Source organism: Aeromicrobium wangtongii, assembly GCF_024584515.1.
In the GTDB taxonomy this organism is placed as follows: domain Bacteria; phylum Actinomycetota; class Actinomycetes; order Propionibacteriales; family Nocardioidaceae; genus Aeromicrobium; species Aeromicrobium wangtongii.
This window is the reverse complement of sequence record NZ_CP102173.1, coordinates 737,306-762,991: the sequence shown is the minus strand read 5'-3', so window position 1 is coordinate 762,991 and position 25,686 is coordinate 737,306. Positions and strand designations below refer to the sequence as shown.

The 25,686-nt window shown below is 66.8% G+C and carries 25 protein-coding genes and 2 pseudogenes; 13 read left to right on the top strand and 14 right to left on the bottom strand.

Annotated features, from left to right (window positions below; all coding sequences use genetic code 11):
* Positions 1–9 precede the first annotated feature (9 nt).
* Complete coding sequence (locus NQV15_RS03845; protein WP_232398282.1) at positions 10–786, bottom strand: electron transfer flavoprotein subunit beta/FixA family protein; 777 nt, start codon at positions 784–786, stop codon at positions 10–12.
* A gap of 127 nt (positions 787–913) precedes the next feature.
* Here NQV15_RS03845 and NQV15_RS03840 point away from each other — a divergent pair, with 127 nt between their 5' ends.
* The gene (locus NQV15_RS03840; RefSeq protein ID WP_232398281.1) at positions 914–1,747 is read left to right on the top strand and encodes an SDR family NAD(P)-dependent oxidoreductase; all 834 of its coding nucleotides are present in this window, start codon (positions 914–916) and stop codon (positions 1,745–1,747) included.
* A gap of 356 nt (positions 1,748–2,103) precedes the next feature.
* On the opposite strand, the gene NQV15_RS18250 is transcribed toward NQV15_RS03840, so the two are convergent.
* Positions 2,104–2,466: an integrase core domain-containing protein gene (locus tag NQV15_RS18250; protein WP_439647519.1), complete on the bottom strand. Its 363-nt coding sequence runs from the start codon at positions 2,464–2,466 to the stop codon at positions 2,104–2,106.
* Positions 2,467–3,007: 541 nt separating this feature from the next.
* On the opposite strand from NQV15_RS18250, the gene NQV15_RS18170 reads away from it, so the two are divergent.
* Together NQV15_RS18170 and NQV15_RS03830 are read left to right on the top strand one after the other, a co-directional pair.
* Positions 3,008–3,151: a Mu transposase domain-containing protein gene (locus NQV15_RS18170; RefSeq protein ID WP_404801317.1), complete on the top strand. Its 144-nt coding sequence runs from the start codon at positions 3,008–3,010 to the stop codon at positions 3,149–3,151.
* Positions 3,152–3,197: 46 nt separating this feature from the next.
* Entirely contained in the window at positions 3,198–3,776 is a 579-nt protein-coding gene (locus NQV15_RS03830) for an ATP-binding protein (protein ID WP_232398280.1), read from the top strand.
* A gap of 1,047 nt (positions 3,777–4,823) precedes the next feature.
* On the opposite strand, the gene NQV15_RS03825 is transcribed toward NQV15_RS03830, so the two are convergent.
* The 3 genes from NQV15_RS03825 to NQV15_RS03815 all read right to left on the bottom strand — a co-directional run bounded on the left by NQV15_RS03825 (position 4,824) and on the right by NQV15_RS03815 (position 9,398).
* The gene (locus NQV15_RS03825) at positions 4,824–6,038 is read right to left on the bottom strand and encodes an acyl-CoA dehydrogenase family protein (protein WP_232398279.1); all 1,215 of its coding nucleotides are present in this window, start codon (positions 6,036–6,038) and stop codon (positions 4,824–4,826) included.
* A gap of 754 nt (positions 6,039–6,792) precedes the next feature.
* Positions 6,793–7,221 (bottom strand): GlcG/HbpS family heme-binding protein, encoded by a 429-nt coding sequence (locus NQV15_RS03820; protein ID WP_232398278.1) that lies wholly within the window; start codon positions 7,219–7,221, stop codon positions 6,793–6,795.
* Positions 7,218–9,398 (bottom strand): malate synthase G, encoded by a 2,181-nt coding sequence (locus NQV15_RS03815; protein ID WP_232398277.1) that lies wholly within the window; start codon positions 9,396–9,398, stop codon positions 7,218–7,220. The genes NQV15_RS03820 and NQV15_RS03815 overlap by 4 nt, the downstream gene beginning before the upstream one ends.
* Before the next feature lie 141 nt (positions 9,399–9,539).
* Between NQV15_RS03815 and NQV15_RS03810 the strand changes: the two genes are divergently transcribed.
* From NQV15_RS03810 to NQV15_RS03790, 6 genes and pseudogenes are all read left to right on the top strand, one after another.
* Positions 9,540–10,340, top strand: coding sequence for an IclR family transcriptional regulator (locus tag NQV15_RS03810; RefSeq protein WP_232398276.1), 801 nt, complete (start codon positions 9,540–9,542; stop codon positions 10,338–10,340).
* A gap of 145 nt (positions 10,341–10,485) precedes the next feature.
* Positions 10,486–11,814, top strand: coding sequence for an FAD-binding oxidoreductase (locus tag NQV15_RS03805; RefSeq protein WP_232398275.1), 1,329 nt, complete (start codon positions 10,486–10,488; stop codon positions 11,812–11,814).
* A gap of 312 nt (positions 11,815–12,126) precedes the next feature.
* A pseudogene (locus NQV15_RS18165) lies at positions 12,127–12,366 on the top strand (relaxase domain-containing protein); the annotation flags it as partial.
* A 50-nt stretch (positions 12,367–12,416) separates the two neighbouring features.
* The gene (locus NQV15_RS03800; protein WP_232398274.1) at positions 12,417–12,689 is read left to right on the top strand and encodes a hypothetical protein; all 273 of its coding nucleotides are present in this window, start codon (positions 12,417–12,419) and stop codon (positions 12,687–12,689) included.
* Positions 12,690–12,714: 25 nt separating this feature from the next.
* Positions 12,715–13,897: pseudogene (gene mobF, locus NQV15_RS03795) on the top strand (MobF family relaxase).
* Between the two features lie 35 nt (positions 13,898–13,932).
* Complete coding sequence (locus tag NQV15_RS03790) at positions 13,933–14,142, top strand: AAA family ATPase (protein WP_232398273.1); 210 nt, start codon at positions 13,933–13,935, stop codon at positions 14,140–14,142.
* 63 nt (positions 14,143–14,205) lie between these two features.
* Here the strand turns inward: NQV15_RS03790 and NQV15_RS03785 are convergent, their stop codons facing one another.
* From NQV15_RS03785 to NQV15_RS03765, 5 genes are read right to left on the bottom strand one after another with little or no spacing between them, the layout of a single operon-like run.
* Positions 14,206–15,444, bottom strand: coding sequence for an NAD(P)/FAD-dependent oxidoreductase (locus tag NQV15_RS03785; RefSeq protein ID WP_232398272.1), 1,239 nt, complete (start codon positions 15,442–15,444; stop codon positions 14,206–14,208).
* Complete coding sequence (locus NQV15_RS03780) at positions 15,441–16,862, bottom strand: NAD(P)/FAD-dependent oxidoreductase (RefSeq protein ID WP_232398271.1); 1,422 nt, start codon at positions 16,860–16,862, stop codon at positions 15,441–15,443. The genes NQV15_RS03785 and NQV15_RS03780 overlap by 4 nt, the downstream gene beginning before the upstream one ends.
* Complete coding sequence (locus tag NQV15_RS03775; RefSeq protein ID WP_232398270.1) at positions 16,859–18,316, bottom strand: FGGY family carbohydrate kinase; 1,458 nt, start codon at positions 18,314–18,316, stop codon at positions 16,859–16,861. The genes NQV15_RS03780 and NQV15_RS03775 overlap by 4 nt, the downstream gene beginning before the upstream one ends.
* On the bottom strand, positions 18,313–19,575 hold the full coding sequence (locus NQV15_RS03770) for an APC family permease (RefSeq protein ID WP_232398269.1): 1,263 nt from the start codon (positions 19,573–19,575) through the stop codon (positions 18,313–18,315). Before NQV15_RS03770 ends, NQV15_RS03775 begins: the two co-directional genes overlap by 4 nt.
* Positions 19,551–19,817: a hypothetical protein gene (locus tag NQV15_RS03765; RefSeq protein ID WP_232398268.1), complete on the bottom strand. Its 267-nt coding sequence runs from the start codon at positions 19,815–19,817 to the stop codon at positions 19,551–19,553. The genes NQV15_RS03770 and NQV15_RS03765 overlap by 25 nt, the downstream gene beginning before the upstream one ends.
* Before the next feature lie 108 nt (positions 19,818–19,925).
* Between NQV15_RS03765 and NQV15_RS03760 the strand changes: the two genes are divergently transcribed.
* The gene (locus NQV15_RS03760; RefSeq protein WP_232398267.1) at positions 19,926–20,654 is read left to right on the top strand and encodes a GntR family transcriptional regulator; all 729 of its coding nucleotides are present in this window, start codon (positions 19,926–19,928) and stop codon (positions 20,652–20,654) included.
* Complete coding sequence (locus NQV15_RS03755; protein WP_232398266.1) at positions 20,651–21,307, top strand: HAD family hydrolase; 657 nt, start codon at positions 20,651–20,653, stop codon at positions 21,305–21,307. Before NQV15_RS03760 ends, NQV15_RS03755 begins: the two co-directional genes overlap by 4 nt.
* Positions 21,308–21,403: 96 nt before the next feature.
* Here the strand turns inward: NQV15_RS03755 and NQV15_RS03750 are convergent, their stop codons facing one another.
* The 4 genes from NQV15_RS03750 to mca form a co-directional block, all read right to left on the bottom strand.
* Complete coding sequence (locus NQV15_RS03750) at positions 21,404–22,483, bottom strand: SDR family oxidoreductase (protein WP_232398265.1); 1,080 nt, start codon at positions 22,481–22,483, stop codon at positions 21,404–21,406.
* Positions 22,484–22,491: 8 nt separating this feature from the next.
* Positions 22,492–22,728 (bottom strand): hypothetical protein, encoded by a 237-nt coding sequence (locus NQV15_RS03745; protein WP_232398264.1) that lies wholly within the window; start codon positions 22,726–22,728, stop codon positions 22,492–22,494.
* A gap of 71 nt (positions 22,729–22,799) precedes the next feature.
* Positions 22,800–23,735, bottom strand: coding sequence for a cation diffusion facilitator family transporter (locus tag NQV15_RS03740; protein WP_232398263.1), 936 nt, complete (start codon positions 23,733–23,735; stop codon positions 22,800–22,802).
* 4 nt (positions 23,736–23,739) lie between these two features.
* Entirely contained in the window at positions 23,740–24,612 is an 873-nt protein-coding gene (gene mca, locus NQV15_RS03735; RefSeq protein WP_232398262.1) for a mycothiol conjugate amidase Mca, read from the bottom strand.
* Positions 24,613–24,736: 124 nt separating this feature from the next.
* Between mca and NQV15_RS03730 the strand changes: the two genes are divergently transcribed.
* Together NQV15_RS03730 and greA are read left to right on the top strand one after the other, a co-directional pair.
* A complete protein-coding gene (locus NQV15_RS03730) occupies positions 24,737–25,114 on the top strand; it encodes a DUF4307 domain-containing protein (protein ID WP_232398261.1) in 378 nt (125 codons plus the stop codon).
* Positions 25,115–25,176: 62 nt separating this feature from the next.
* Positions 25,177–25,680, top strand: a complete 504-nt coding sequence (greA, locus tag NQV15_RS03725; RefSeq protein ID WP_232398260.1) for a transcription elongation factor GreA — start codon at positions 25,177–25,179, stop codon at positions 25,678–25,680.
* Positions 25,681–25,686 lie beyond the last annotated feature (6 nt).

The window sequence follows — 25,686 nt, the reverse complement described above, 5'->3', positions numbered from 1 at the left end:
CGAGTCTTCTCAGACGAACTTCTTGGAGGCGAGGAACTCGACGAGCTTGGCGCCGCCGTCTCCCTCGTCGGTCACGATCTCGCCGGCGGTGCGCGGCGGGCGGGGCTCGAAGGACTCGACCTTCGTCCAGGCGTTGTCCAGGCCGACGGAACCGGCGTCGATGCCCAGGTCCTCCAGCGTCCACTCCTGGACGTCCTTCTTCTTGGCAGCCATGATGCCCTTGAACGACGGGTAACGAGCCTCGCCGGTCTGGTCGGTGACCGACAGCACGAGCTTGCCGGTGGCCTCGATCTCCTGCGTGGCGACATCACCGTCGCGGACGATCTTGACCGTGTCGCTGTCAACCGTGATCTCGTTGGCGTACGTGACAGCCGGCAGACCCAGACGCTCGGCCACCAGCGTCGGAACGACACCCATACCCGCATCGGTCGACGCCATGCCGAACACGACGAGGTCGTAGTCGAGCTTCTCGATCGCCTTGGCCAGGACCAGCGAGGTCGCGAACGCATCGGATCCGTGGATCGCGTCGTCCTGCACGTGGACGCCGGCGTCCGCACCCATCTGCAGGGCCTTGCGCACCGCATCAGCAGCCTGCTCAGGACCGACGGTCAGCACGGTGACGTCACCGTCGCCGGCCTCGACGATCTGGAGCGCCTGCTCCACCGCATACTCATCGAGCTCTGACAGCAAACCGTCGACACCAACACGATCGACGGTGTTATCGGCGCTGAAGGTCCGGTCAGCCGTCGCGTCGGGGACATACTTCACAGCGACAACAATTTTCATGCCAACACTCTCCTTCGGGCAGCGTGTGACCCGGATACCGCAACTGATGTGGTGTCGAGTCAGTCAGAGGCTTGGGACACTAGATGTAAGTAGGCTAACATAGCTATATTAGCATCTCTCGAACGAAATGAGGAACATGTTCAACCTCGCAGGCAAGACCTCGGTGGTTACCGGAGGTGGTCGCGGCATCGGACGGGGAATCGCCAAATCCCTCGCGCAGAATGGGAGCGCAGTTGTGGTCTCAGGGCGCTCGGCTGACGCTCTGCGCAACACCGTAGATGAGCTCCGCGCAGCGGGCGCCGAAGCAGAGTTTTTGGTCCAGGACATTACCGAACCGAGTGCATCGCAGGACCTTGCCAACTTCACGCTTCAACGATTCGGGGCGATCGACTGCTGGGTCAATAATGCCGGCAGCGCAAGTCCCGACGACGTCGGTCCCCTCCTTGACATCGACGAGGGCAGGTGGGACCGAGTTGTCGACCTCAACCTGAAGGCCACGTTCTTCGCTTGTCAGACAGCCGCCAGAGTCATGACATCAGGCGGGAGCCTGGTCAACATCACTTCACGGAGCGCGTCCCAGCCAAATCCGAATACGGGTCACTACGGCGCGGCTAAGTCAGCAGTCGAAAACCTCAGCGCAACGATGGCAGTCGAATGGGGTCACCTCGGCATCCGCGTGAACTGTGTCGCACCAGGACTGGTCCTGACTGAACTTGACGAGACTGACGTCGGGGTCATGAACACACCTGAGCGACGCCAACGGCAGATTGACTCTGTGCCCCTCGGTCGACTGGGCGTCGTTGACGACATCGGACCGGTCGTGGCCTTCTTGGCGTCAGACGAAACAGCCTGGCTGTCCGGCGCAGTGATCCCCGTCAACGGAGGAAGTCGTGTCTCTGTCGGCTACATGTCATATCTACGTCGCGTAGCGGCCCAGAAGCGGAGTGAAACGTCCTCCTGAGACCGGCTGACGACTGGAGAACATTGGGGGTCAGCACACCTACGCGCAAACTCGGGCAACAAAGAGAATCAGACCAGATGAGTGAGTCCGAGGGGTATGACCGGCGTGGCTGCACCGATTGAGTGCTCGGGTGTCCAGATCGGCGTCCCAACCCAATCTCGAACCTTCGAGACCGAACATGGACACCGATCTGGACACCCTCGCGACTGCACTCCATGTGACAATTCACGATTTGCCGGCGACTCATCCCGAACAAATATCCTCACATCGGGCAGCCAGAATTAAGGGCTCTTCGCAACTGAACTGCCCCGGAGTTTCCGGAGGCTGAATTTGGTGGCTCAGCCGGTCGGCTGGAGCTAGTTTCTTGTAGCATAGTGAAGTTCCTCGGCGGCCATCGGTGTCAGGTCGTCGAGTGCTTCGTGAAAGCGTTGGGTGTTGAACCAGTCGACCCAGTTCAGGGTCTTCAATTCGACGTCTTCGACACCGCGCCACGAGCCTTCGTTGGAGGGTCGAGGGTCGAGCGGGTGTTGGCTTCGGACCGGCCGCCGAAGTACGAGAGGGCGGCGGCGCCGACATCGTTTGCGCCGTTCGAGCCGTTGGTGCGGCAACAGCTGGTGACGGTGCCGGACATACCGGCCGCGGTGATCGCTGAGCGAGTCGGCTGGACCGGATCGATCACCGGGTTCCGTGACAACGTCCGGAGGCAGCGTCCTGATCATCAACCACTCAATCCGGCGGGTCGGATGATCTGGCTGCAGGGGAGACGCAGCCCAATGTGACTTGCGGTTCCCGCCGAAGAAGATCCCGCTCGAAAACGGTTCGGAAACGTTGCTGCCGGACCTGGTGATCACTGCGGCGCACTCGCAGTTCACGACTGGCCGAATGATCCCAACCCATCACACCGCTGACCTGCTGCTGGGGATGGGGGAGCTGCTTCAGCAAGTCGGGCGTGTCCCACGCAGGCTGATCTGAGACAGCGAGTCCGGCATCGGTCGCGGCAAACGCCACACGGGGCGTGGGGGCGTTCGCTGGCACGCTCGCGACCACGATGAGGCCGCTCAAGCCGTATGCCCCTGAGTGCGAAGGTGTCGTGGAGCGACGCAACGGGTTCTTCGAGAAGTCTTTCATGCCCGGGCGTGAGTTCACATCCCCGGCCGACTTCAACGCCCAGTTCGCCGACTGGTTGACCAAGGCGGACGCCCGGATCGTGCAGACCCTCAAGCCCGCCCGCTGGGCCGGATCAATGCTGATCGGGCTTCAATGCTGCCGCCGGTGGCACCGGCCCCACGGGTGGGTCAACCTGGTCCGGTTGGGCGTGACTACAACGTCCGCGTCGACAGCAACGACTACTCGGTTGACCCCGAACAGCACCAGATCCGGATCTTGAGATGGTGCGGGACCTGACTGACTACGACCGCGCCTTTGGCCTGACCGACGGTGAGGTGGCCTGATGACGACCCACGCAGAGAAGGCCAGCAGCGACGCAACCGAGGCGCGCAAGCAGTTGACCCATCTCGCTGGGGCACTGAAGGCATCCCGGATCACCGAAGCCGCCGCCCGGCTGGCCGATCACGCCCGTGACACCGGTTGGACCCACGAGGAATACCTCGCCGCCGTGCTGGATCGTGAGGCCGCAGCCCGCAATGCCTCGGGCACAAGGTTGCCGGTCCGTGTCGCCGAATTCTGTAGCCGCAAAACAATCGAGGAGTTCGACTGGGACGCCCAACCAGCAGGTCGTCCGCAGGTCGCATCACTGGCAACTGGCGGGTTCCTCACGGGAGCACGCAACATCGTGCACCGGGTCCTGTTCACGACTGTGACCGAGTGGGTCACCCGACTCACTCGGTCACCGCGCCGGACGACTACCGGACGGCCTCGCACGGTTGCGGCGCTACGGGCTGATCGTCGTCGAAGAAGTCGGTACCTGCCCTACGAGCAAGACACCGCGAACCTGTTCTTCCAGCAGGTCAACTGCCGCTACGAACATGCCCCGCTGATCTTGACATCGCACCTGTCCTTCAACGGTTGAGGCGGCGTGTTTCGCGACCACGCCGCCGCAGCAATAAACGACCGCGTCGTCCAGCACGCCGACATCCTGACCCTCAAAGGCGCCAGATACCGGCCACGCAAACGCAGAATCGACACCCTGCCCAACAACAGAACCCAAGACCCGGCAAACTTTAAAACAGCGGACCAGAGGCCTTCATTTTTCGAACTTTTCCGACAGGTGCGACGTGAACACGCCTGCCATGGAGCAGGGCACCCAAACTCGGCTCTCAGAGGCGGAAATCCCCACGTCGCCAGCTCGTCGGTCAGGAACCGGGCACCCAATGCGTAATCGTCCTCATGGATTTCACGCAACGCGTTCATTGCGTGCGCATCATCGAAATCGTGCTGGCTGACCGGTTCGGCGACCCACCGGTGGTGCGCCCGCCTACTGAGCTTCCAGAACCCTGCACACCACCGCGGCCGGCACCCTGATGGGGCACCGGCCGCGGCCCAGCTCACGGACGAGCGGGAGGATTATTCTCCCGGCAGATTCGCCTGCGACAACTATGCCGCAGGACGTCGTAGAACCTCATCCTCCTGCTCCAGCAGATACACCCGCTTCTTGACCTCACGCTTCTCTTTGAGGTCAGCGTCATCAAGACCGGGGCGTGTGCTGGCTTCGACGTCTTCCTTGTTCGAGCAGTTCGACAAGCAGACCTCAGAGATCCCGAAGTCCTTCGGGGTCTACTTCAACGGGACCCCAAGTTTGCGGGCCACGGCCACGACGTCCTCGCGCAACTCGGGGGATACGGCTCGGGCATGGTCAACATCCTTCCAGCGAGGAATTCCTCACAGGTCAAGGTGTCAACCAAGGCCTGGGCGGTCCGGCACCGAAATCTTGAACCCGACTCAACGGAGACGAGCTCATCAATCGGTTATTCTTCCGGGTCCCGGGTCCCGGGTTGCTCGGCTACGCAGCAGCGCACTCCGCACCAGTGATGGCGAAACTGTGAGTTCCACCAATTCTGGGTTCGGCCGTGCCATTCGCTCGACGGGTCACGACGAGTTCGCCTTTCGCAGGTAGTGGCTAGCTGGAAGACTTGGTTGCCCAATCGGTGAGAAGTGTCGAGGCACCCTCCACCAGATTGATCCGGTCGACGTAAAGGTGGGTGGCCGCTACCGCCGAATCGTCGCGGACATTGGCAATCTCACTTGGACGCCGTACTGCCACCGAGCCAGACCACGAGTAGGCCCATTGCACGATCTCGTCGGAGACCTGCGCAACCCACGCGTTGCTGACTCTCAAGCGGTCGTGAGAGGCCGCCGACACCGAGCCGTGCAATCCTGCTTCTTCCTCCGCTGCCACGAGAGCCTTCACGATTACCGCCCGCGCGGCCTCGTAACTCATGACACGCTGCGCGAACTCGTGCTTGAAGATGTCTGAGTCCGCGACCGATTTTCCATAGCCGACCCGGGTTTTGGAAAGGGTGATGGTTGCGACCTCACCCAGCGCCCGCTTCGCAAATCCGAGAGCAACAGCGGTGTGACCCGCCCAGACCCGAACCAAGAACCCGATTCTCTGAGTAGGCTCGGCCCGGTACGTCTTGGGGTCCGTCAGGTCGACGATCTGGTCATGAGGCACGAAGACGTCGGTAAACTCGTAGTCCCAACTAGCGGTGGCTTGCAAGCCCACCACGTCCCAATTGACGTGAGTGACAACTTCCTCGCGCGGGATGATCGGCATTAGGAGAACGGGGTTGCCGTCCTTCATTACTAGCTGCTCGTCGGAGTCCATCTGAAGACATCCCGCTACGAAGTGTGTGGCGAAGCTAGCGCCGCTCCCGAACTGCCAGCGCCCGGACATCAGGTAACCACCCTCGGTCGGTACGGCCTTCCCTGTGGGTGCCGCAGCACCCACAATGATGCCGCGCGACTCTGGGCCGAGTATGCGTTCGGCGGCCGCAGGTGGAATGGAAGACGAGGCGATGCCGTTACCTCCCGACGCAGCCATCACTGTCCAGCCAGCCGACCCGTCCGCGCACGTCAGGTCCTCAATGGCGCCGAAGTACTCCTCCAGGCCACACCCGTCGCCCCCTAGGTCGGTCGCCACGAGAAGCCACGGGAGCCCAGCCCCGATCACTGCCTCGACTGCCTTGTCGGTCAGTCGACCTCCGGCGCGACTCGCTGCCGATTCGCTGCGCACGACCTCACAGGCTTCAGCAACTCTCTGCTGCAACGGCTTACTACTGGCACGTCGCGGTTCTCCCTCGTTCGGCGTCGTCACAGAGGTGCTTGCAGTCACGGTTAGTCCCTTCGCAGCGTTGGCATAAGTTAGCTCAGCGACATCGCAACGAGCTTCTTAGCTAAGGTAGCAATAATAGACTAGATGGTCAATGGATCGACGAGACTCATGAAAGTACCCGCGAAATAATCTCCGTGCCTCACGTAGGGATGCCCGCGTAACGGCGATGCTTGATTGGCATGGGAAATGAGCTGTCGATGTCGTCTCGCGGCAGGTACGCCGAGGCGTAGGTGAGTTCGAAGAAGGATAATGGCCTGGTTGAGGACCCGATCATAGAGGTGACGGGCTGGTCGCGATCAAGCCGAGGAAGCCGCGGGCACTGAAGTACTCTTACGACACCTTGAAGACACTGAAGCGGGCGTAGGCCGCTTCGGGTGGCCAATTCCGGAACTACCTCGCCGCGTCGATGCGACTCCAGCTCGGTGGGCTGAAGCCTCATGGTGAACTCGCCTGCGGGATCGACCGGTATGACCTTTGGTGCGTGCCGAGTTGTTGGCGATGTCGCCGGCATCGATCGCCCGTTATCTGAAGGGTGTGAAGGCCACCGATCAGATCAAAAGCATGTCAACGACGAAGCCCTCTCCGTTGCTGTGGTCCTCGATCGAGATCCGTGAGGCCGGCGACGAGGTCGAGGCCGAGCTGGGTTCTTCGAGGGCGACACGGTGGCGCATTTGCGGCCGACGTTGAACGGCGAGTTCGCCCGGAGTCTGAACCTGCTCCGATGTCCATGAACCCAACAGCCCGATCACCATGATCAGCCGGTGACGGCGGACAGACCAGCCGTCTCGACGCCAGCCACTGCAGCAGCCTCATCGTTGTCGGAAGACTCCCCTGAGATCCCTACCGCTCCGATCAGCGCGCCGCTCGCGTCGTTGACAAGTACGCCACCTGGTACCGGCACGAGCGCACCCCCGATCGCCGACGTCGCGGCCGCGATAAAGTAGGCCTGCTGTTCGGCCCGTGCCATCAGCGCCCGTGAGCCCATTCCCAGCGACACAGCTCCGTGCGCCTTGCCGAAAGCGATCTCGAAGCGCTTGTTGGACGATCCGTCCTCGCGCTCAACGGCGAGGACGTGTCCCCCGGCATCTAGCACGACGACGGTGAGCGGCTTGAAGCCGGCGTCGGCGGCGTGGGCGCGGGCACCCGCGACGATCGTTCGGGCGGTGTCGAGGTCGAGCGTCATGAGACGATCCTTCGGTCGGTGGTTTTCACGGTCTGGCGGCGGCGGTGCAGGATCGGCTCCGTGTAGCCGCTGGGCTGGTCGCCGCCTAGGAGCATGAGGTCGCGCGCCGCCAGGAAGGCTTGGCCGTCGAACGACGGCGCCATCGGCACGTAGTCGGCATCGCCGGCGTTCTGGCTGTCGACGACGGCCGCCATGCGACGCAGCGTCTCCTCGACCTGGTCGGTCGTGACGACGCCGTGCAGGAGCCAGTTGGCGACGTGCTGGGACGAGATCCGGCACGTGGCACGGTCCTCCATCAGAGCCTCGCCGTGAATGTCGGGGACCTTGGAGCAGCCGATACCCGCGTCGACCCAGCGCACAACGTAGCCGAGCGCACCCTGAATGTTGTTGTCCAGCTCGGCCTGACGATCGTCGTCCGACCAGTCGGCGGGATCGCCGAGTGGGATCGTCAGCAGCTCCGCGAGGGTGGCGCGACGCCCGCCCGTGAGCTCGCGCTGGCGGGCCTGCACGTCGACCTGATGGTAGTGCATCGCGTGCAGCGTCGCCGCAGTCGGCGACGGCACCCATGCGCACGTCGCACCGGCCTGTGGGTGGGCGATCTTCTGCTCGACCATCGCAGCCATGCTGTCGGGAGCGGCCCACATGCCCTTGCCGATCTGGGCGCGCCCCTGCAGGCCGCAGGCCAGGCCGATGTCGACGTTGGAGTCCTCGTAAGCCTTGATCCACGACTGACTGCGCATGTCGGCCTTGCGGACGACGGGACCAGCCTGCATCGAGGTGTGAATCTCGTCTCCTGTGCGGTCCAGGAAGCCCGTGTTGATGAACGCGACGCGATCACGGGCGGCATAGATGCAGGCCTTGAGGTTGACGGACGTGCGACGCTCCTCATCCATGATGCCGACCTTGATTGTGTGGCGGGGCAGGTCGAGGACGTCCTCGACCCGGCCGAACAGCTCGTCGGTGAAGGTGACCTCCTCGGGCCCGTGCATCTTGGGCTTGACGACGTACATCGCACCCGCACGGGAGTTGGCCAGCCCGCCTTCCCTGCGCAGGTCGTGCAAAGATCCAACCGCTGTGACGATCGCGTCGAGAATGCCCTCCGGGACCTCGTTGCCATCGCGGTCGAGCACCGCATCGGTGGTCATGAGGTGCCCGACCTGGCGGATGAACAGCAGCGAACGGCCGTGGAGGACGACCTCGTCGCCTAACGGCGAGATACACGTGCGGTCGGGGTTCATTGTGCGAGTGAACGTCGTCCCACCCTTGCTGACCTCCTCGGACAGCGTGCCCTGCATGAGCTGCAGCCAGTTGCGGTAGCCTTGGACCTTGTCGGACGCGTCGACCGCGGCGACCGAATCCTCCAGGTCCATGATCGTGCTGATCGCCGACTCCAGGACGATGTCCTTGACGCCGGCGGCGTCGGTCGAGCCGATCGGGTGGGCGCGGTCGATCTGGATCTCCAGGTGCAGGTCGTGGTGAACCAGTACGATTGCCTCGGGCGCCGAGCCGTCGCCGCGGTGACCGACGAGCTGCGAAGGGTGCGCCAGGCGAAACATTTGGCCCTTGACGGTCACGGCTAGCCCGTTGGCGTCGATCGCGTACGCTGTCGCGTCGGCGTGAGAGGCTCCCTCGAGCGGCACATACGCGTCGAGCATGCTCCGCCCACGGGCGATGACCTCGGCGCCCCGCGCCGTGTTGTAGGACGATCCGCGGGCTAGGTCCCCGTCGTCGGCGATGACGTCGGTCCCATATAGCGCGTCGTAGAGCGAGCCCCACCGGGCGTTGGCGGCGTTGACCGCGAATCGCGCGTTGAGCAATGGGACGACGAGCTGTGGACCTGCCTGCGCGGCGATCTCGACGTCGACCCCTGTCGTGCCGACCGTGAAATCTTCCGGCCCCTCGACCAGATAGCCGATCTCACGGAGGAATGCCTCGTACGCGGTCGGGTCGATGGGCATCCCGCGTTGGCCGAGGTGGTAGGCGTCGAGCTCGGCCTGAAGCTCCTCGCGCCGGGCCAGCAGCTTGCGGTTGCGAGGGGCAAAATCGTGCACGATCGCATCGGCGCCCGCCCAGAATGCCGCCGGCGCGATGCCCGTCCCGACTAAGGCCTCGTCCTCGATGAAGCGGTGGAGCTCGGCGGCGACGCTGAGCCCGGCCGCCTGAACACGCTGGGCCATCTCTTGCCTCCTGCATCATGTTTCCGTATGGTGGAAGTATCCATCTACATCATGGAATGTAGACACTCGTCGGTCTCGATGTCAACCAAGCCTGCGACCTCGAACCAGAGTGACGGCCAAGCGCGACGACAGTGGAGGACCATGACCCAGGCCAGCGAGCACGTCACCGCGGTCCCGCGGTCGACAGGCGGTGTCCAGTCCGTGCAGCGAGCGCTTGACCTGGTCGAGATCGTGGCCGCCGGTGGCGGCCAGATGGCCATCGGCGAGATCGCCGCAGGTTCGGACATCCCGCTGCCCACGATCCACCGACTGCTTAAGACCCTGATCGAGCGCGGCTACATGCGCCAACTCCCGAACCGTCGCTACGCCCTGGGCTACCGGCTGGTACCGCTCGGCATCGCGGCAGGCGCAACCGTCGGCGCCAATGCGCAGTCGGTGCTCGCCGGGCTCGTCGACCAGCTCGGCGAGAGCGCCAACCTCGCGGTCCTCTCCGGCGATCACGCCGAGTACGTCGCCCAGGTCCCATCACGCCACTCGATGCGCATGTTCACCGAGGTCGGTCGGCGCGTCGAGCTGCACTGCACCGGCGTCGGCAAGGCACTGCTCGCCCAACTCGACTCCGCCCAGGTCCAGGCGATCGTGCGTCGGGTCGGCATGCCTGCATACACGCCCCACACGATCACGGACGAGGTCGCTCTCGGCGCATCCCTGGCGGCTGTCCGCGAACGGGGATTCTCGATTGACCAGGAGGAGCAGGAGCTTGGCGTGCGCTGCGTAGCGGTTCCAATCCCCACCGGCACCGCGTCCTGGATGGCCATCTCTGTCTCGGGACCGCTGGGCCGGATGACCGACGAGGTCGTCGACCGCGCGGTGCCGCTGCTGCGCCAGGCAGCGGCCACTCTCGCGGCCGACTTGACCGGCAGCCTGAATTCGAATCGTTGACATCCTAATCGATCTGTCTTAACTTTTCGGAAGTTAGTTTCCGCATGATGGAAGAGGCAATCAGATGTCCGCACTACCGAGTCCGAGCGTCGAGACGCGCGTGGACCTGACCCCACTGATAGCGGTGCTTCCCGATGGCTGCGTTGTGACCGAGCCGGTGAAGATGGACGCCTTCCGCTGGGATCGCGCCAATGATCCCTCGGCCGGTGTGCCGCTGGCCGTCGTCCGGGCGACGAGCACCGAGGACGTACAGGCCACCGTCCGGTTCGCCGCCACACACGGCCTCGCGATCGTGCCCCGCGGCGCGGGATCGGGCCTGTCCGGGGGCTCGTCCGCGATCGACGGGTGCCTCATCATCGCCCTCGACCTGATGCGCGATATCGAGATCGACCCCGTGACCCGCACCGCGACGGTGCAGCCGGGAGCGTTCAACGCCGAGGTCAAGGCCGCCGCGGCCGCCCACGACCTCTGGTACCCGCCGGACCCCTCGTCGTTCGAGTTCTGCTCGATCGGCGGCAACGTCGCGACCAATGCCGGCGGCCTGTGCTGCGTCAAGTACGGCGTCACGACCGACTACGTCCTCGGCCTCACAGTCGTCCTCGCCGACGGCACCGCGGTCGAGCTCGGCGGCGCCCGCCTCAAAGACGTCGCAGGACTCTCGCTGACCAAGTTGTTCGTCGGCAGCGAAGGAACGCTCGGCGTCATCACCCGGGTCGTCCTCCGGCTGGTCCCGGCTCAGCGCCCCCCCTCGACACTCGTTGCCTCGTTCGCCTCGCTCGACCACGCGACGCAGGCAGTCCTCGACATCACTAGACGCATGCGCCCGTCGATGCTCGAGTTCATGGACAAGACCACGATCAACGCGGTCGAGGACGTCACCAAGATGGGCCTGGACTGCTCGGCCGAGGGCATGCTGATCATCCAGTCCGACGAGCCAGATACCCACGCCGCCGCCGAGATCGCCGAGATCACCGCGATTTGCGAGGCCAACCACACCACGGAAGTCTTCTCGACCGACGACCTCGAGACGGGCGAGGCATTCGTGGTGGCGCGCCGCATGGCGATCCCAGCCGTCGAGCAGAAGGGATCCCTCCTACTCGAGGACGTCGGTGTCCCCCTGCCGGAGCTCGGCTCCCTGGTCCGCGGCATAGAGGCGATCTCGGAGGCGCGTCAGGTAACAATCGCGGTCATTGCGCACGCCGGCGACGGCAACACCCACCCCCTCATCGTCTTCGACCCCATGGACGCCGATGAGAGAGCGCGCGCACAGACCGCCTATGGCGAGGTCATGGACCTCGCAATCGCCCTCGGCGGAACGATCACCGGCGAGCACGGCGTAGGACGGCTCAAGAAGCCGTGGCTCGGCGACTATCTCGGTCCCAACGTCCTTGCTCTCAACCACCGGGTAAAAGCTGCCCTTGATCCTCAAGGAATCTTGAATCCCGGCGCTGTCCTGGATGTTGACGTCGTCTGATCCATGTCGATCCCGACTCGTGCAGGATTGGGGTCCCGACAAGCGCTGCGACGAGCTGCGTAGCGTCGACCTGCGCCACTCCGGTGCGGCGCAGCTGAGACCGTTCTCAACACACCACGGTGCACGCTCCAGTGGATCGCACCGTTCACCCCGCGACATCGAAATATCGCAACACCATAGTTATCTCTCGTTCCTCTAGCGACGTCATCGACCCTAAACAACTGACAACCGACACACCTTTTGCATCTCGGGTAGTTGAACTTGAATCTGTAGCCGCTGGTGGGCGAACGCTGACCTTGCGGCGACGTGACGATGTCGCTGCACGAGCTGACGGCCGGGTCAGAATGGCTACCTGACCCGGTGCAGGTCGCGGTACAGGACTCGACCAAGTTGGGTCGCTCGTCCCTGTCGTCGTATTACTCCGAGAAGGGCGAGGCGCCGGGCCGCTGGACCGGCTCCGGCCTGGGGAACCTCGAAGGACTCGGGGTCGGAGACACCGTGACGGCCGGGCAAATGAAGGCTCTGTTCGCTTTTGCATCTCACCCCCTCGCGGACGCACGGATGGCTGGCTGGATGTGTCTGCCAGCGCGACAGGAGTCAGAATGGCGCGGCGACTCGGGACGCCGTTCAAGGTGTATGACAACGACGTTCCCGCCTTTCACGTCGAGGTCGCACGAAGTCTGGAAGAACTCAACGTTGCGGCTGGCCGGTCACACGACGCAGAGGTCAGCCTCGAGGATCGTGCGCGCATACGCACCGAGGTAGCGACCGAAGCGTTCGAGCGCGAGCATGGCCGGCCGCCGGAGAATGCGCGGGAGCTGTCAGCGGTGGTGGCACGGCTGACGCGGCCGAACGACCGCCGTCGCGGGTCATGACCTGACCTTCTCGCCCGTCAAAAGTGTGTCGGCGCTGTGGGCGATCACCGATCCCCCGACATCTGCAGCGATCGAGCGCGCCCACGATGCCGCCGTTCGGGATGCTCTGGGCGTCATCGAGGCCGAGGCGCTGTTCACCCGGACCGGCACCAACGGGCTGCAACAGGTCGACGTCACAGGACTGGTCGCTGCGGCGTTCACCCATCGGGATTCACGCGCCGGGGATCCCGATCTCCACACCCATGTGGCTGTCGCAAACAAGGTCCAGACGATGGATGGCAGGTGGTTGGCGATCGATGGACGGGTGCTGTTCAAGGCTGGCGTCGCTGCCTCCGAGACCTACACCGCTGGAACGCCAACTCACCGAGGCGCTCCGCGTCAGGTTCGCCGAACGACCTGCAACCGATGCAAGCAAACGCCCCGTCCGGGAGATCGTCGGCGTTGACCCTCAGCTGAACGCGCGATGGTCGTCCAGGCGGGTCGGCATCGAGGCACGCAGGTCGGTGCTAGCGACCGATTTCCGCACCCATGGGCGCCCACCCACCCCGGTCGAGGCGATCGGATTGGCGCAGCAGGCAACGCTTGAGACCCGTGATGCCAAGCACGAGCCGCGCAGATTCGCCGAACAACGCGGCACTTGGCATGAGCAGGCGGTGGAGGTTCTTGGCAGCAGCGAAGCTGTCAACCGGATGGCCAACGGCGCACTATTTCGCGGCGAACCTGCTGGGGTTCGGGTCACCGCCCGATGGGTGAACGAGCGCACCGAGGTCGTGCTGGGGCAGGTTCAGCAGCGACGTGCGACGTGGCAGACCTGGCATCTGCGTGCCGAAGCGCAGCGCCGGGTCCGGTCCGCCAATGTCGCCGCGGACCGGGTGGGTGATCTGGTCCAGCTGATCGTCGACGGGGCGGTCGATCGTTCCGTGTCGTTGGCGACTGACCGGGACCAGATCCGCGCGCCCACCGATCTACTGCGTCGTGACGGGTCCAGCGTCTATCACGTCGCCGGGAGCGACTTGTTCACGAGCGAGGCGGTCCTGGACGCTGAGCAACGCATCGTCGACGCATCAGGACGAACCGGGGGCGCGCGCGTCGGTGACGACGTGGTCGACCTCGCACTCGCCGAATGCGGCGCCCACGGCACTGCGTCGAATCCCGGTCAGACGGCGCTGGTGCGCCAGATGGCGACTACGGCGTACGGGTCCAGTTAGGGATCGCTACGGCCAGGACGGGCAGGACCACCGCGATGCGGGCGCTGACTAGGGCGCGGGAGGACGGCGGCGGCAACGTGATCGGCCTTGCCCCATCAGCCACGCTCGGCGATCAGACTGGTGCCACTACCGGCACCGTGGCCAAGCTGATCCACGCGCTCGACCACCCCGCGCCGGACTCCATGCTGAACCGCAGCGGGGCCGGAACGTTGGTGATGATCGACGAGGCCTGCTGCTGGAGGTAGGGGCTGGTGGCATCAGCGAGTCGGTTGGTCACCGACTCAGCCTGCCACCATCTGCCCCTGCCTTCAGCGTGCGAGGCGCACGGTGACGTCGCCCGCCGCCGGATCGGCCTTCGCCAGGAGGCGGAACGGCACGCGGAACACGCGTCCCGGCGCGCACGGCCACGGCGGCCTGACCCGGCCGATCTCACGGCCGCCCTGCTCGGCCACGACGACCGGGAACCGGACCAGCTCATCGCTCCACAGCAGCAGCTTGCCGCGTGAGGGGGCGTGCCCGAGATCGAGGCGCTGGGGCGAGATCCACCGCAGGGGCGCGTCGATCTGCAGGCGCGGACCCGTCGCCGGTGTTCCGTCGCCGGTCAGGCTCCGCAGCACGGCCTCGACCACGTGCCGGCCGTCGAGCGCCGCGACGTCCGCGGTGTCGACCGGGTGCACCAGGTTGCCGATCGCGAAGATGCCCTCCTGCGACGTCGCCAGGCTCATGTCGACCTCGGGCCCCCGGGTCGCGCGATCCATGCGCAGACCGGCTGCCCGGGCCAGCTCGTTGTCGGGGATCCAGTCACCGGTCGTCACCACGGTGTCGCACGCGACGACCCGCCGCCGGCCGGTGTCGATGTCCTCCAGGGTGACCGACTCGACGCGGCCGCGCCCGGCGATGCTCACCAGGCGCGTCCGCGTGGCGACGGGGACGCGCAGCGCGAGGCGTCCGGCCAGGCGGAATGCGGCGTACGACTCCGACTTCGGGTGCTCGGTGGTCATGAGGACGGGCTCGCAACCGGCCTCGCGCAAGGTCAGCACGGCCGACCAGCTGACCAGCTCGGCGCCGACCACGACGGCCCGGGAGCCGACTCCGCGGTGGTGCAGGTGGACCAGGTTCTGGAGCTGACCGGTCGTGAGCACGCCATCGGGGCGGTCGCCGGGGATGCGCCGCGCCGGGCGTGGCCGTTCGCGCGCGCCGGTGGCGAGCACCACGGCATCAGCCTCGATCTCACGCCGACCGCGCCGCGAGGTGATCTCGAAGCGGCGCGGACCGCTCCAGCCGGTCACCATCGTCCCGGTCTCCACGACCGCTCCGGCATCGACGGCCGACCGCACCAGGCGTCGGGCGTAGTCCGGCCCGGAGATGAACCGCTTGAGGTCGCGGATGCCGTACCCCGGGTGGTCGCTGTGCCGGGGGATGCCGCCGGCCTCGGCCTCGCGCTCGAACACCCGCACCTCTCCGCCGACGCGGCCGGCGAGGGCGGCTGCCGCGGTCAGCCCCGACGGGCCGCCGCCGATGATGGCCACTCGGACGTGCTCGATCATCGTGCTGCCTCCGTCTCGGTGCTGGTGCCTGCGCTGTCGAGCAGTGCCTGGACGTTGGCGCCGCAGAAGAAGCCCTGGCAACGTCCGTTCATGATCCGGGTGCGTCTGCGCAGCCCGTCCAGATCGGTCGGCGGGATGCTGGAGCAGAACGCATCGCGCACCTCGCCTCGGGTGACGCGCTCGCAGAAGCAGACGATCTCGCCATAGGCGGGATCGGCGGCGATGAGCTCGTCGTCCTGGTACGGACGAGCGCCGGCCTCACCGATGTGAGGCATCAGCGGCGGTTCGGGCAACGACGACTCCGGCCGCGGCGTCACGTCCACTCCGGCGTCGGCCAGCAGGCCCGTCGCGTGCTCGGCGATCGCCATGCCCGCCGTCAGGCCCGTGGACCGGATGCCGCCCAGCAGCAGGTACTGCTGTTCGGCATCCAGCTCGATGACGTAGTCGCCGTGCTCGGTCGCAGCGCGGAGCCCGGCGTACGAGGCGGTGACCTCCTCGTCCAGGAGTGTGGGCATCAGCCGGCCGCCCTTCTCCAGCAGGAAGGCGAAGCCGTCCTCGGAGGTGCCGGTCGCGGTGCGGTCGTGCAGGTCCTCGGCCGTGGGGCCGAGCATCACGTTGCCGTAGATCGTGGGACTGACCAGGACGCCCTTGCCCTTCGACGACGGCACGGGCAGGACGATCTTGGGCACCTTGGGGCGGGACTGCTTGTCGAACACGAACAGCTCGCCGCGCCGGGGCGTCACGGTGAACCGGTGATGACCGAACATCTCGTCGATCCAGTCGGCGCCCAGACCCGCCGCATTGATGACCCAGGTGGCGGTGACCGGTCCCTGGTCGGTCATCAGGCGGGTGCGGCGCCCGTAGCGCTCGAGCCCCTCGACGCGGTGCGAGGTCAACAGGGTCACGCCACGGTCGACCGCCTCGGTCGCCAGCGCCAGGTTGGTCGTCCACGTGCAGATGATCGACTCACCGGGGACCGTCAGCCCACCGAGGACCCCCTCTCCGAGATCGGGCACCTCGGCGTAGACGGCATCGGCGTCGATGATCTGGCAGCGGTCGTACCCGTTCTGCTCCGCCTTCTCCTTCAGGCTGGGAAGGGCAGCCAGCTCCTCCAGGGTCCACGCCACGAGGATCGCGCCGGTGCGCTCGACCGGGATGCCCACCTGCTCGGCATAGGCGCCCAGCAGGTCGTACCCGCGAGCGACCAGGCGCGACTCGAGGGTGCCGGGCTTCGCATCGAATCCGGTGTGCAGGATCGCGGTGTTGGCCTTCGAGGTCCCGTCGCCGACATCTCCGCGTGCCTCGAGGATCGCCACGTCCAGCGAGGTCGCCCCGAGCTCTCGGGCCATCGCGGCGCCGACGATGCCGCCGCCGATCACCACGACGTCAAACGTGCGTCCGTGCTCGTTGGTGCTCACACTGATTCCTTCGTGTCCTGGTTGCTCTGGCTGCCGAGGGACGCCGTGACCGCGCTCTCCCAGCGTCGAAGATGCTCGGCCGCCTGCTCGGCGGACCACTGTGGCTCGTAGGTGTGCGTCGCGGCCCAGTCGCCGACTGCCTCGGAGACCGTCAGCTGGGGGTCGAGCGCGAGCCGCGCGCACGCCGCGGCGCCCAGCGGTGTCGCGTGGGAGGACGGGTACACGTCGACCGGCACCTGCGCGAGATCGGCCTGTGCCTGCATCAACACCTTCGACCGGGTGAGTCCCCCGTCGACCCGCAGTCGCGTCAACGGCGTGCCCATGTCGTCGCCGACGGCGCGCATGAGCTCGGCGACCTGCGCAGCGATCCCCTCGAGCACCGAGCGGACGAGGTGTCCCTTGGTGCTGCTGAGCGTCATGCCCGTCCAGGTCGCCGTGGCGGTCGCGTCCCACCACGGCGATCCGAGGCCGGCCAGTGCGGGGACGCACAGGACGCCCTCGCTGGAGGCAGCCGAGACGGTGTCGAGCTCGTGGGCGCCGGCGATCATCCCCAGCTCCTTGATCCACCGGACCGCGGAGGCCGCGGTGTAGACCTGGCCGTCGACGCAGAACGAGGTGCTGTCGCGCAGCGTCCAGGCCACCGAGGTGGTCAGGCCGCTGGCGGACCGGCTGCTGGTGCCCCCCAGCTGGGCCAGGAGGAACGCGCCGGTCCCGAACGTGCACTTCGCGGTGCCGGGCTCGAGGCACGACTCGGCCAGCAGGGCCGCCTGCTGGTCGACGATGAGCCCGGTGACGGGCACCTCGGGGCCGAAGGCCGTCGTCGTGCCGACGATGGCATCGCTCGCCACGACCTCCGGCAGCTGCTCGCCCTCGAGCCCGAACACGCCGAGCAGCCGGTCGTCCCAGCGCTGCGTGTCCAGGTCGAGCAGCAGCGAGCGACTGGCGGTCGACGTGTCGGTGACGAAGGCGCCGCACAGGTGGTGGACGAGCCACGTGTCGGTGGTCGTGACGACTCCGGCGGTGGTGACGTTGTCGCGCAGCCAGCGCATCTTGGGCGCCGAGAAGTACGGATCCAGCACCAGTCCGGTCCGGGACGCGACGAGAGCGGCGTGCTCGGCCCGATCGACGCAGATCTGCTCGGAGCGGCGGTCCTGCCACACGATCGCCTGCGACAGAGGCTGTCCGGTGGTGCGGTCCCACGCGAGCACGGTCTCACCCTGGTTGGCCAGGGCGACCGCGTCGATGCGGACGCCGGCCTCCGCGACCGCCTGTCGGCCGGTCGACAGGACCGAGGCCAGCAGCTCGGCCGGGTCCTGCTCGACCGCTCCTCCGCCAAGGTAGCGCGGGTGGATGGCCTGCTCCGCGATCGCCAGGACCTGCCCGGCACCGTCGGCCACGATGGCCTTGGTGCCGGACGTGCCCTGGTCGATCGCCAGCACGATGCCGTCGGTCACGAGACGTTGGCCTCCCGATCGAACTCGGCGTCGATCGACGTCATCTCGGGCATGGCCAGGGCGGCGCGACCGCGCGTGGCCAGCAGTGCCACGAGGTAGATGCCGCCGACGACCATCATCGCCAGGACGTACAGCCAGGTCTCCTTGAACGAGGAGTCACGGAACAGCGACAGCTCGAACACCAGCCAGACGACCGCGACGACGACCACCGGGATCTCCCAACGGCCCAGGTTGAACTTGTCACTCGCCGGCAGGCTCTTGCGCTTGACGATGAACAGCACGACCGTCGAGGCGTAGATGATCGCCGGCAGCAGCGACGCGGCGCTGAACAGCGTGAACAGGGCGTTGGACGACACCGACGTGAACACGGCCAGGATCGCCAGGGCCAGCACGGTGTAGAAGACGGTCGCGTTGAACGGCGTGTGGGTGCGCGGCGAGACCTTGTTCAGCACCTTCCAGCCCGGGAAGCGCTCGTCGCGGGCCATCGCCCAGGTCAGACGCGTCCCGGTCAGCATGATGACCATGCCGCAGGCGAAGATCGCGAGCACCACCATGATCAGCAGCAGCGTGCTGACCACCGAGCCGAGGACCTTCTCGATCACGTCGGCGACCGGTGTGCCGGACTGCGCCAGGGCGACCGGGTCGCCCGCGGCCAGCGTGACGGCCAGCAGGAACAGGAAGCCCAGCACGCCCGAGGCCAGGACGGCCTGCCACATCGCGCGCGGCACGACCCGCTCGGGATCGTTGGTCTGCTCGGCGAGGTTGGCGGCCGACTCGAAGCCGACGATCGTGAACGAGCCGAGCAGGAAGCCCAACATCCACGGGCCGGCCGTGTTCCAGTCGCCGAAGCTCCAGAAGTCGGCATCGGGCAGCGCACCCTTGCTGAACAGGTTGTCCCCGTCGGCCTGGCCACGGATCGCGGCGACGATGAACAGCAGCGCGGTCAGCGTGACCATGCCGATCAGCTCGGCGCTGACGGCGGCGTTGTTGACCCGCTCCGTCCAGCGGGTCGACTGCGACACGAGTGCCGCCTGGCACAGGACCACGACGCCGGTGATCAGCGCCGCGTTCAGCGTCGTTCCTTCGTAGTTCAGGAGCACCGGGAGCACGGTTCCGGCGATCGTGTAGTCGACCGCGACGACGACGATGGCCAGGAACGAGAACGAGACCCAGCCGATGATCCAGCCGAGCACAGGATTGGCGAGGCGGGAGGTCCACTGGTAGGCGTAACCGGTCACCGGGATGCGGGAGGCCAGCATGCCGAGCACCAGGGCGACGGCGACCGAGCCGAGCGTCGCGATGGCCAGGTCCAGATGCCGACGGGTCCCGAGGAGTTCAGGACTGCGCCGTAGGTCGTGAACAGACCGGTCGCGATCGAGACGAAGGCGAAGGCCACCGCGAACGAGGCGAATTTTCCGGTGTGGCGCTCGAAGGACTGCTCGTAGCCGAACTGCGCCAGCTCACGACTGTCCGCGTTGCTGCCACTCGAGTGATCGCTCATGCGACCTCCTTGGGGGTGTGTTCCACGAGCGCAACGCTCGCAGTCGGGATGGTATAGACCATGTGGGTGGCCCACACGGTACAGTCTCCAAGCGGTAGCCTGTCAAGCATGCGGGGGAAATTTCACGTAGACGAAACACCGCCCAAGTACGTCGCGATCGCCGCGGAGCTGCGCGAGCGCATCCGGTCCGAGGAGCTCAACCCCCACACGTTGATGCCGTCCGAGCGCGAGCTCGGCGAGTCCCACGGGGTCAGTCGGATGACCGCCCGGCAGGCGCTGTCGCTGCTGGAGAGCGAGGGGGTGGTCTATCGCAAGCCGCCCCGGGGCACCTTCGTGTCCGAACCGCGGGTGGCATTCCAGATCGGCAGCTTCACCGATCAGCTGTCACGGGTCGGCAAGCAGCCGTCCGCCGAGCTGATCTGGTCCGAGATCCGTGACCTGCCCGCCGCCGTCGACGCATTCGACGGCGACCGGGCGCATGCGGTGCAGCGCCTCCGGTTCGCCGACGACGAACCGATCGCCCTCGAGACGAGCTACTTCCGCCGGTCGCTGACCCCGGGCCTGTTCGAGCGCGATCTCAGCGGATCGTTGTGGCACCTGCTGCGGGACGAGTACGGGATCGTCCCGGACCGCGCCCGCGCCACGGTCCGATCCGTCGTCCTGGACAGCCACTCGTGCACCCTCCTGGACATCCGGGCGGCCTCACCCGGCATCCTGCTGACCCGCCGCACCTTCGACACCGAGGGACGCTGCTTCGAGTTCGCCCAGGACGTCTACCGGGCCGACCGGGCAGAGTTCGAGATCGACGCACCGCTGCGTCCGGCCGACGGGGCATGAGCGGCAAGACCGTCGTGTTCGACCTGGACGGGGTGCTCCTGCACGGGGACTCCACGGTCGAGCTGCTGCGACGGCGCCTGCGCCACTCGCCGTGGCTGCTGCCGCCCGTCGCGGTCACCGGGGCCCTGTTCGCGCTGTCCGATCGCCGGTCTCGGTGGCGCAGCCGATGGTCACGGGCCGTGGTCGCCGCTGCACTGCTCGGACGCCGCATCGACTCGGTCGAGGCCGAGCTGCGCGCCCTGGCCGAGGACCTGCACGCCCAGGAGGGTCTCGCCCCGACGCGGACCGTCGAGGCACTGCGCTCCCATGTCGCCCAGGGCGATCGCGTCCTGGTCTCGTCCGCCGGGCTGGAGCCGTTCGTGCACGCCTGGGTCGCCCTGCTCACCGGGCCGGGAGCGGTCACGGCTGCGGGCAGCAGGCTCGCGCAGCACCGCAGCGGCGTGGTGCTGGCCGATCACCACTACGGCGGACGCAAGGTCGAGCGCGCCGCCGAGCTCGGCTTCGCCCCGCCCTACGACGTCGTGTACTCCGACTCGGACTCCGACCTGCCGCTGCTGGAGCGCGCGACGACGCCCGTGCTGGTCGAGCCGTCCGACCGGACGCTCGACGCACTGCCCCGCGCCGTGCGTGAGCGGGCGCAGATCTGGCGGTGACGCCGGCCGGGCGTCAGGCCGGCTGCGATCGTGCGGGGTGGTGCGGCCGACAGCGGCGAGATCCGCGAGAAGAACCTAGGCGCGCATGCCTCGGGTCTACGAGATGACGGGAATCAGGTTGCGCTGCCGCAGCTCGTCGAACACGCGCACGAAGCAGTCGAGCGTCGGGCGGTTTCCGTCGAATCCCGCTAGGCGGCTGCGTCGCATGTCCGTCAGGCACTCCATGTCACGCCCGAGATCCGCGTCGGTGTGCCACCAAGAGGCCAACGCCGACACGTCCTCAACCGCCAGTCCGTGGCGCGCGCTCACGGCCTTCCACTCCGCCGGCGCGTCGACCATCTGCTGCTCCAGCGGACGGGGCCGCTCGGAGAAGCCCTCGGGCTCCACACCCAGCAGCGCCGCGATGCGCGGCCACATCCAGCGCCAGCGGAAAACGTCGCCGTTGACGATGTTGTAGGAGTTGTTCGCCGCCGCCTCGGTGGTGGAGGCCCACTGCATGTGTTCGGCCAGGAGGCCGGCATCGGTCATGTCGGTGAGGCCGTTCCACTGCGTCTGCGAGCCCGGGAAGACAAATGGACGACCGTGCTCACGGCTTATCGCGGCCTGGACGGCGAGCGTCTGGGCCATGTTCATGGCGTTGCCGACTGCTGTGCCGATGACGGTGTGCGCGCGATGGACGCTCCAGGTGAAGCCGTCCCGCTCAGCGGCAGCCCACAGCTCGTCCTCCTGCGCGTAGTAGAAGTTCGGGTACGGCAGCCGTTCCTCGTCCTCGTGGAAGGGCGTGTCCCTGACCTCGCCGGCCCCGTAGGCGTCAAATGGTCCGAGATAGTGCTTGAGCCCGGTCATCAGGGCGACGTGCTGGACCGTGCCGGCCGGACGCACCGCGTCGAGCAGGTTTCGGACCATCGCACTGTTGACGGCGATGTTCTCGTCCTCGGTCGCGCACCGCACCCACGCCGTGATGAACACATGGGTGAACTCGGTGCCGCCGAGCGCGGCGACGGCCTCGTCGGACGAGCTCAGATCGGCATGGACTTCCTCGACGCCGTCGATGCCGACCGGCTGACGGCGCGACAGGCCCGTCACCTGCCAGCCGTCGTCGACCAGGTGCTGCGCGAGCGCGCTGCCGGCGATACCGGTCGCACCGACGACGAGGGCGTGAGGCGTGGGGCGCACGAAGCGGCTCAGTTGCGGTCGTGCGGGGTGGTGCGGCCGGTGCCGCCGTCGACGTCCTCGCCGTCCCAGGGCTTCTCCGCCTTGCGGGCGTGCTTCAGGAACGAGCGGGCCAGGAAGTACACCGCGATGATCAAGATGACCACGATGCCGAGCGCCACCCAGCCGGGCTTGACGTCATTGGGGTCGAGCGGCTTGTCGCGTGTGCCGGCAGCGGCAAGATCCGCGAGAAGAACGTAGGCGCGCATGTCTTGAGTCTAGTCGTCGTGCCTGCCCGACGAGCCGCGCGGGTGCGCTGCAAGCCCCGTCAACGCGGGCCTCACTCCGGCACGACGTCGTCCAGATCCGCGTCCGGCGGACGGCCCGGGCGCGACACCGTCAGCACCGCCTCCACGACGGCGTCCTCGGCCTCGATCCGGCGCTCGAGGGAGCGCAGCCGGTCCGCCACGACGGACTCGCTCTCATCGCCGATCAGGTCGACGCTCGCCACGAGGTACAGCCGGTGCGGGCCGACGAACTCGATGTGCAGATATCCCACGCTCGCGACCTCGGGCATCGCCAGGATGCGGTCGCGGACCAGCGTCTGGATCTCCGGAGTGACCGACTCGCCGACCAGGAACCGGCGGTTGCGGTCGATCAGCACGAACGCGATCACGGCCAGCAGGATGCCGACCAGGATCGACCCGATCGCGTCGTAGACCGGTGAGCCGGTCACCTGGTGCAGGCCGATGCCGCCCGCGGCGAGCAGGATGCCGACCAGTGCCGCCGAGTCCTCCGCGAACACGGCGCGCAGCGTCGGGTCCGAGGTCGACAGCGCCGTGTGGAGCACGGTCTGGTCGGCGGATTCCGCGCCACGGTGCACCTGGCGGTAGGCCTGCAGGAACGAGGTGCCCTCGAGCACGAAGGCGACCGCCAGCACGACGTAGGCGAGCGTGAAGCTCTCGTTGCCCTCCTTGGCGCCGAGCTCCTGGACGCCGTGGATGATCGAGACCGCGGCCCCGGCCACGAACAACCCCACCGCCGCGAACATCGACCACACGTACGCCTCGCGCCCGTACCCGTGCGGATGGCTGTGATCGGGACGGCGACGCGAGCGCCGGTCCGCCACGAGCAGGAACACCTCGTTGCCCGTGTCCGCCCAGGAGTGCGCCGACTCGGCGACCATCGACGCCGAACCGGTCAGCACCGCCGCGGCCGTCTTGGCCAGCGCCACGAGGACGTTGGCGGTGAAGGCCAGGACGACGGTGAGATTCACATCGTCAGCGCAATCCGGTGAACAGATCGGTCTCGGGGATGGAGGTCTCGACCTTGCTGTCGACCAGCTGGTAGTCCTCCGTGGGCCACGCCTCGGTCTGGACCTCGTGCGGCACCGCGAAGAACCAGCCATCGGGGTCGATCTGCGTTGCATGGGCAAGCAGCGCTGCGTCGCGGACCGGGAAGTACTCGGCGCACTCGACCCGTGTGGTCAGCCGCGCCTCGTCCTCCGGCTTGCGCTCCCAGTTCTTGAACCGGTCGGCGTAGGGGTTCTCCAGGCCGTGGGACTCCATCGCCTTGGCGATCGCCTCCATGCGCTCCCAGCTCCAGCCCAGGTGGTAGTAGAGCTTGGAGACCTGCCACGGCTCCCCAGCATCGGGATACCGGTTCGGATCGGCGGCGGCCTCGTAGGCCTCGACGCTGATCTTGTGGCACATGATGTGGTCGGGGTGCGGGTAGCCGCCGTTCTCGTCGTACGTCGTCAGCACGTGCGGCTTGAACGATCGGATCAGCCGGACGAGTGGCTCGGCGGCCTCCTCGACCGACTTCAGGCCGAAGCAACCCTCGGGCAGCGGCGGCTTCGGGTCGCCCTCGGGCCAGCCCGAGTCGACGAAGCCGAGCCAGTCCTGCGTGATGCCCAGGATCGAACGGGCCCGATCCATCTCCTCGCGGCGGATCAGGGTGATGAGCTCGGGGTTGTCCTCGATGCCCGGATGCTTGTACTGGGGGTTCAGGATCGAGCCTCGCTCACCGCCCGTGCAGGTCACGACGTGGACGTCGACCCCCTCGGCGACGTACTTCGCGGTCGATGCCGCGCCCTTGCTCGACTCGTCGTCGGGATGGGCGTGCACGTGCATCAGGCGGAGCTTCTCGTCCACGGGTCTCCTTCGAAGGCGTTGACAAATCCTTGCACCCACGGCAACAACCGGCACGCGCCGGGTGTTCCGGTGGCCCGACGAACCCTCGCCGAGTCGGCTGGGAACGCCTGAGACAATGGAGCACGTGACCGACCTCAGCACCCGTTACGGATCCCGCCAGCGCCCCCGGTGGTTCTGGCCCACCATCGCGGCCATCGGCATCACCCTCGGCGTGGCCTTCGCAGCATGGGTCGGCTTCCAGAAGGATCCGGTCACCGCACGTATGTGGGCGTACGACGTCGTCAGCGACCGCCAGGTCACCGTCAAGGTCGACATCGTCCGTCCCGATCCGCTCGCCGTCACGTGCACGGTCTACGCCCAAGCGGCCGATCACGCTATCGTGGGTGAGAAGACCGTCGACGTCCCGGCATCCGAGCGCGAAGAGGTCCGCGTGACGATCGACATCGAGACCGAGCGCCGCGCCGTGAACGGTGTCCTGAGAACGTGTGTGCCCGCTGATTGAGTGCTAACCTCGTCGTTCACCCCGGGCGCTGTCCGGGGTGCAGCACGTAAAGGAGCACTCGTATGACTCAGCCGACAGAGACCGACACCATCTGGGTGACCCAGGAGGCGTACGACCGTCTGCAGAAGGAGCTCGAGCACCTCAAGGGCGATGTGTGGGCCGACATCACGGCCAAGATCGCCGCTGCTCGTGACGAGGGCGACCTCAAGGAGAACGGCGGCTACCACGCCGCCCGCGAGGAGCAGGGCAAGACCAAGGCCCGCATCGACCAGCTCGAGGCGATGCTGCGGCGCGCCGAGGTGGGCGAGAAGCCTGCCGACGATGGCCTGGTCGAGGCCGGCATGATCGTGACCGTCCGCTTCGAGGGCGACTCCGACACCGAGCGGTTCCTGCTCGGCTCACGCGAGCTGCTGAGCATGGACTCCAGCGTCGAGATCGACGTCTACTCCCCCACCTCCCCGCTGGGCGCCGCGATCGCCGGCAAGTCGGTCGGCGACACCGTCTCGTTCGAGACCCCCAACGGCAAGAGCATGACCGTCGAGATCGTCGACGCGAAGCCGTTCTGACCCATC

Excerpts from the sequence above, each read along its gene's own strand:
- NQV15_RS03845 (WP_232398282.1), bottom strand. The coding sequence starts at position 786 with ATGAAAATTGTTGTCGCTGTGAAGTATGTCCCCGACGCGACGGCTGAC.
- NQV15_RS03840 (WP_232398281.1), top strand. The coding sequence starts at position 914 with ATGAGGAACATGTTCAACCTCGCAGGCAAGACCTCGGTGGTTACCGGA.
- NQV15_RS18250 (WP_439647519.1), bottom strand. The coding sequence starts at position 2,466 with ATGATCAGGACGCTGCCTCCGGACGTTGTCACGGAACCCGGTGATCGA.
- NQV15_RS18170 (WP_404801317.1), top strand. The coding sequence starts at position 3,008 with ATGCTGCCGCCGGTGGCACCGGCCCCACGGGTGGGTCAACCTGGTCCG.
- NQV15_RS03830 (WP_232398280.1), top strand. The coding sequence starts at position 3,198 with ATGACGACCCACGCAGAGAAGGCCAGCAGCGACGCAACCGAGGCGCGC.
- NQV15_RS03820 (WP_232398278.1), bottom strand. The coding sequence starts at position 7,221 with ATGACGCTCGACCTCGACACCGCCCGAACGATCGTCGCGGGTGCCCGC.
- NQV15_RS03815 (WP_232398277.1), bottom strand. The coding sequence starts at position 9,398 with ATGGCCCAGCGTGTTCAGGCGGCCGGGCTCAGCGTCGCCGCCGAGCTC.
- NQV15_RS03810 (WP_232398276.1), top strand. The coding sequence starts at position 9,540 with ATGACCCAGGCCAGCGAGCACGTCACCGCGGTCCCGCGGTCGACAGGC.
- NQV15_RS03800 (WP_232398274.1), top strand. The coding sequence starts at position 12,417 with ATGGCGCGGCGACTCGGGACGCCGTTCAAGGTGTATGACAACGACGTT.
- NQV15_RS03790 (WP_232398273.1), top strand. The coding sequence starts at position 13,933 with ATGCGGGCGCTGACTAGGGCGCGGGAGGACGGCGGCGGCAACGTGATC.
- NQV15_RS03785 (WP_232398272.1), bottom strand. The coding sequence starts at position 15,444 with ATGATCGAGCACGTCCGAGTGGCCATCATCGGCGGCGGCCCGTCGGGG.
- NQV15_RS03770 (WP_232398269.1), bottom strand. The coding sequence starts at position 19,575 with ATGCTGGCCTCCCGCATCCCGGTGACCGGTTACGCCTACCAGTGGACC.
- NQV15_RS03765 (WP_232398268.1), bottom strand. The coding sequence starts at position 19,817 with ATGAGCGATCACTCGAGTGGCAGCAACGCGGACAGTCGTGAGCTGGCG.
- NQV15_RS03760 (WP_232398267.1), top strand. The coding sequence starts at position 19,926 with ATGCGGGGGAAATTTCACGTAGACGAAACACCGCCCAAGTACGTCGCG.
- NQV15_RS03755 (WP_232398266.1), top strand. The coding sequence starts at position 20,651 with ATGAGCGGCAAGACCGTCGTGTTCGACCTGGACGGGGTGCTCCTGCAC.
- NQV15_RS03745 (WP_232398264.1), bottom strand. The coding sequence starts at position 22,728 with ATGCGCGCCTACGTTCTTCTCGCGGATCTTGCCGCTGCCGGCACACGC.
- greA (WP_232398260.1), top strand. The coding sequence starts at position 25,177 with ATGACTCAGCCGACAGAGACCGACACCATCTGGGTGACCCAGGAGGCG.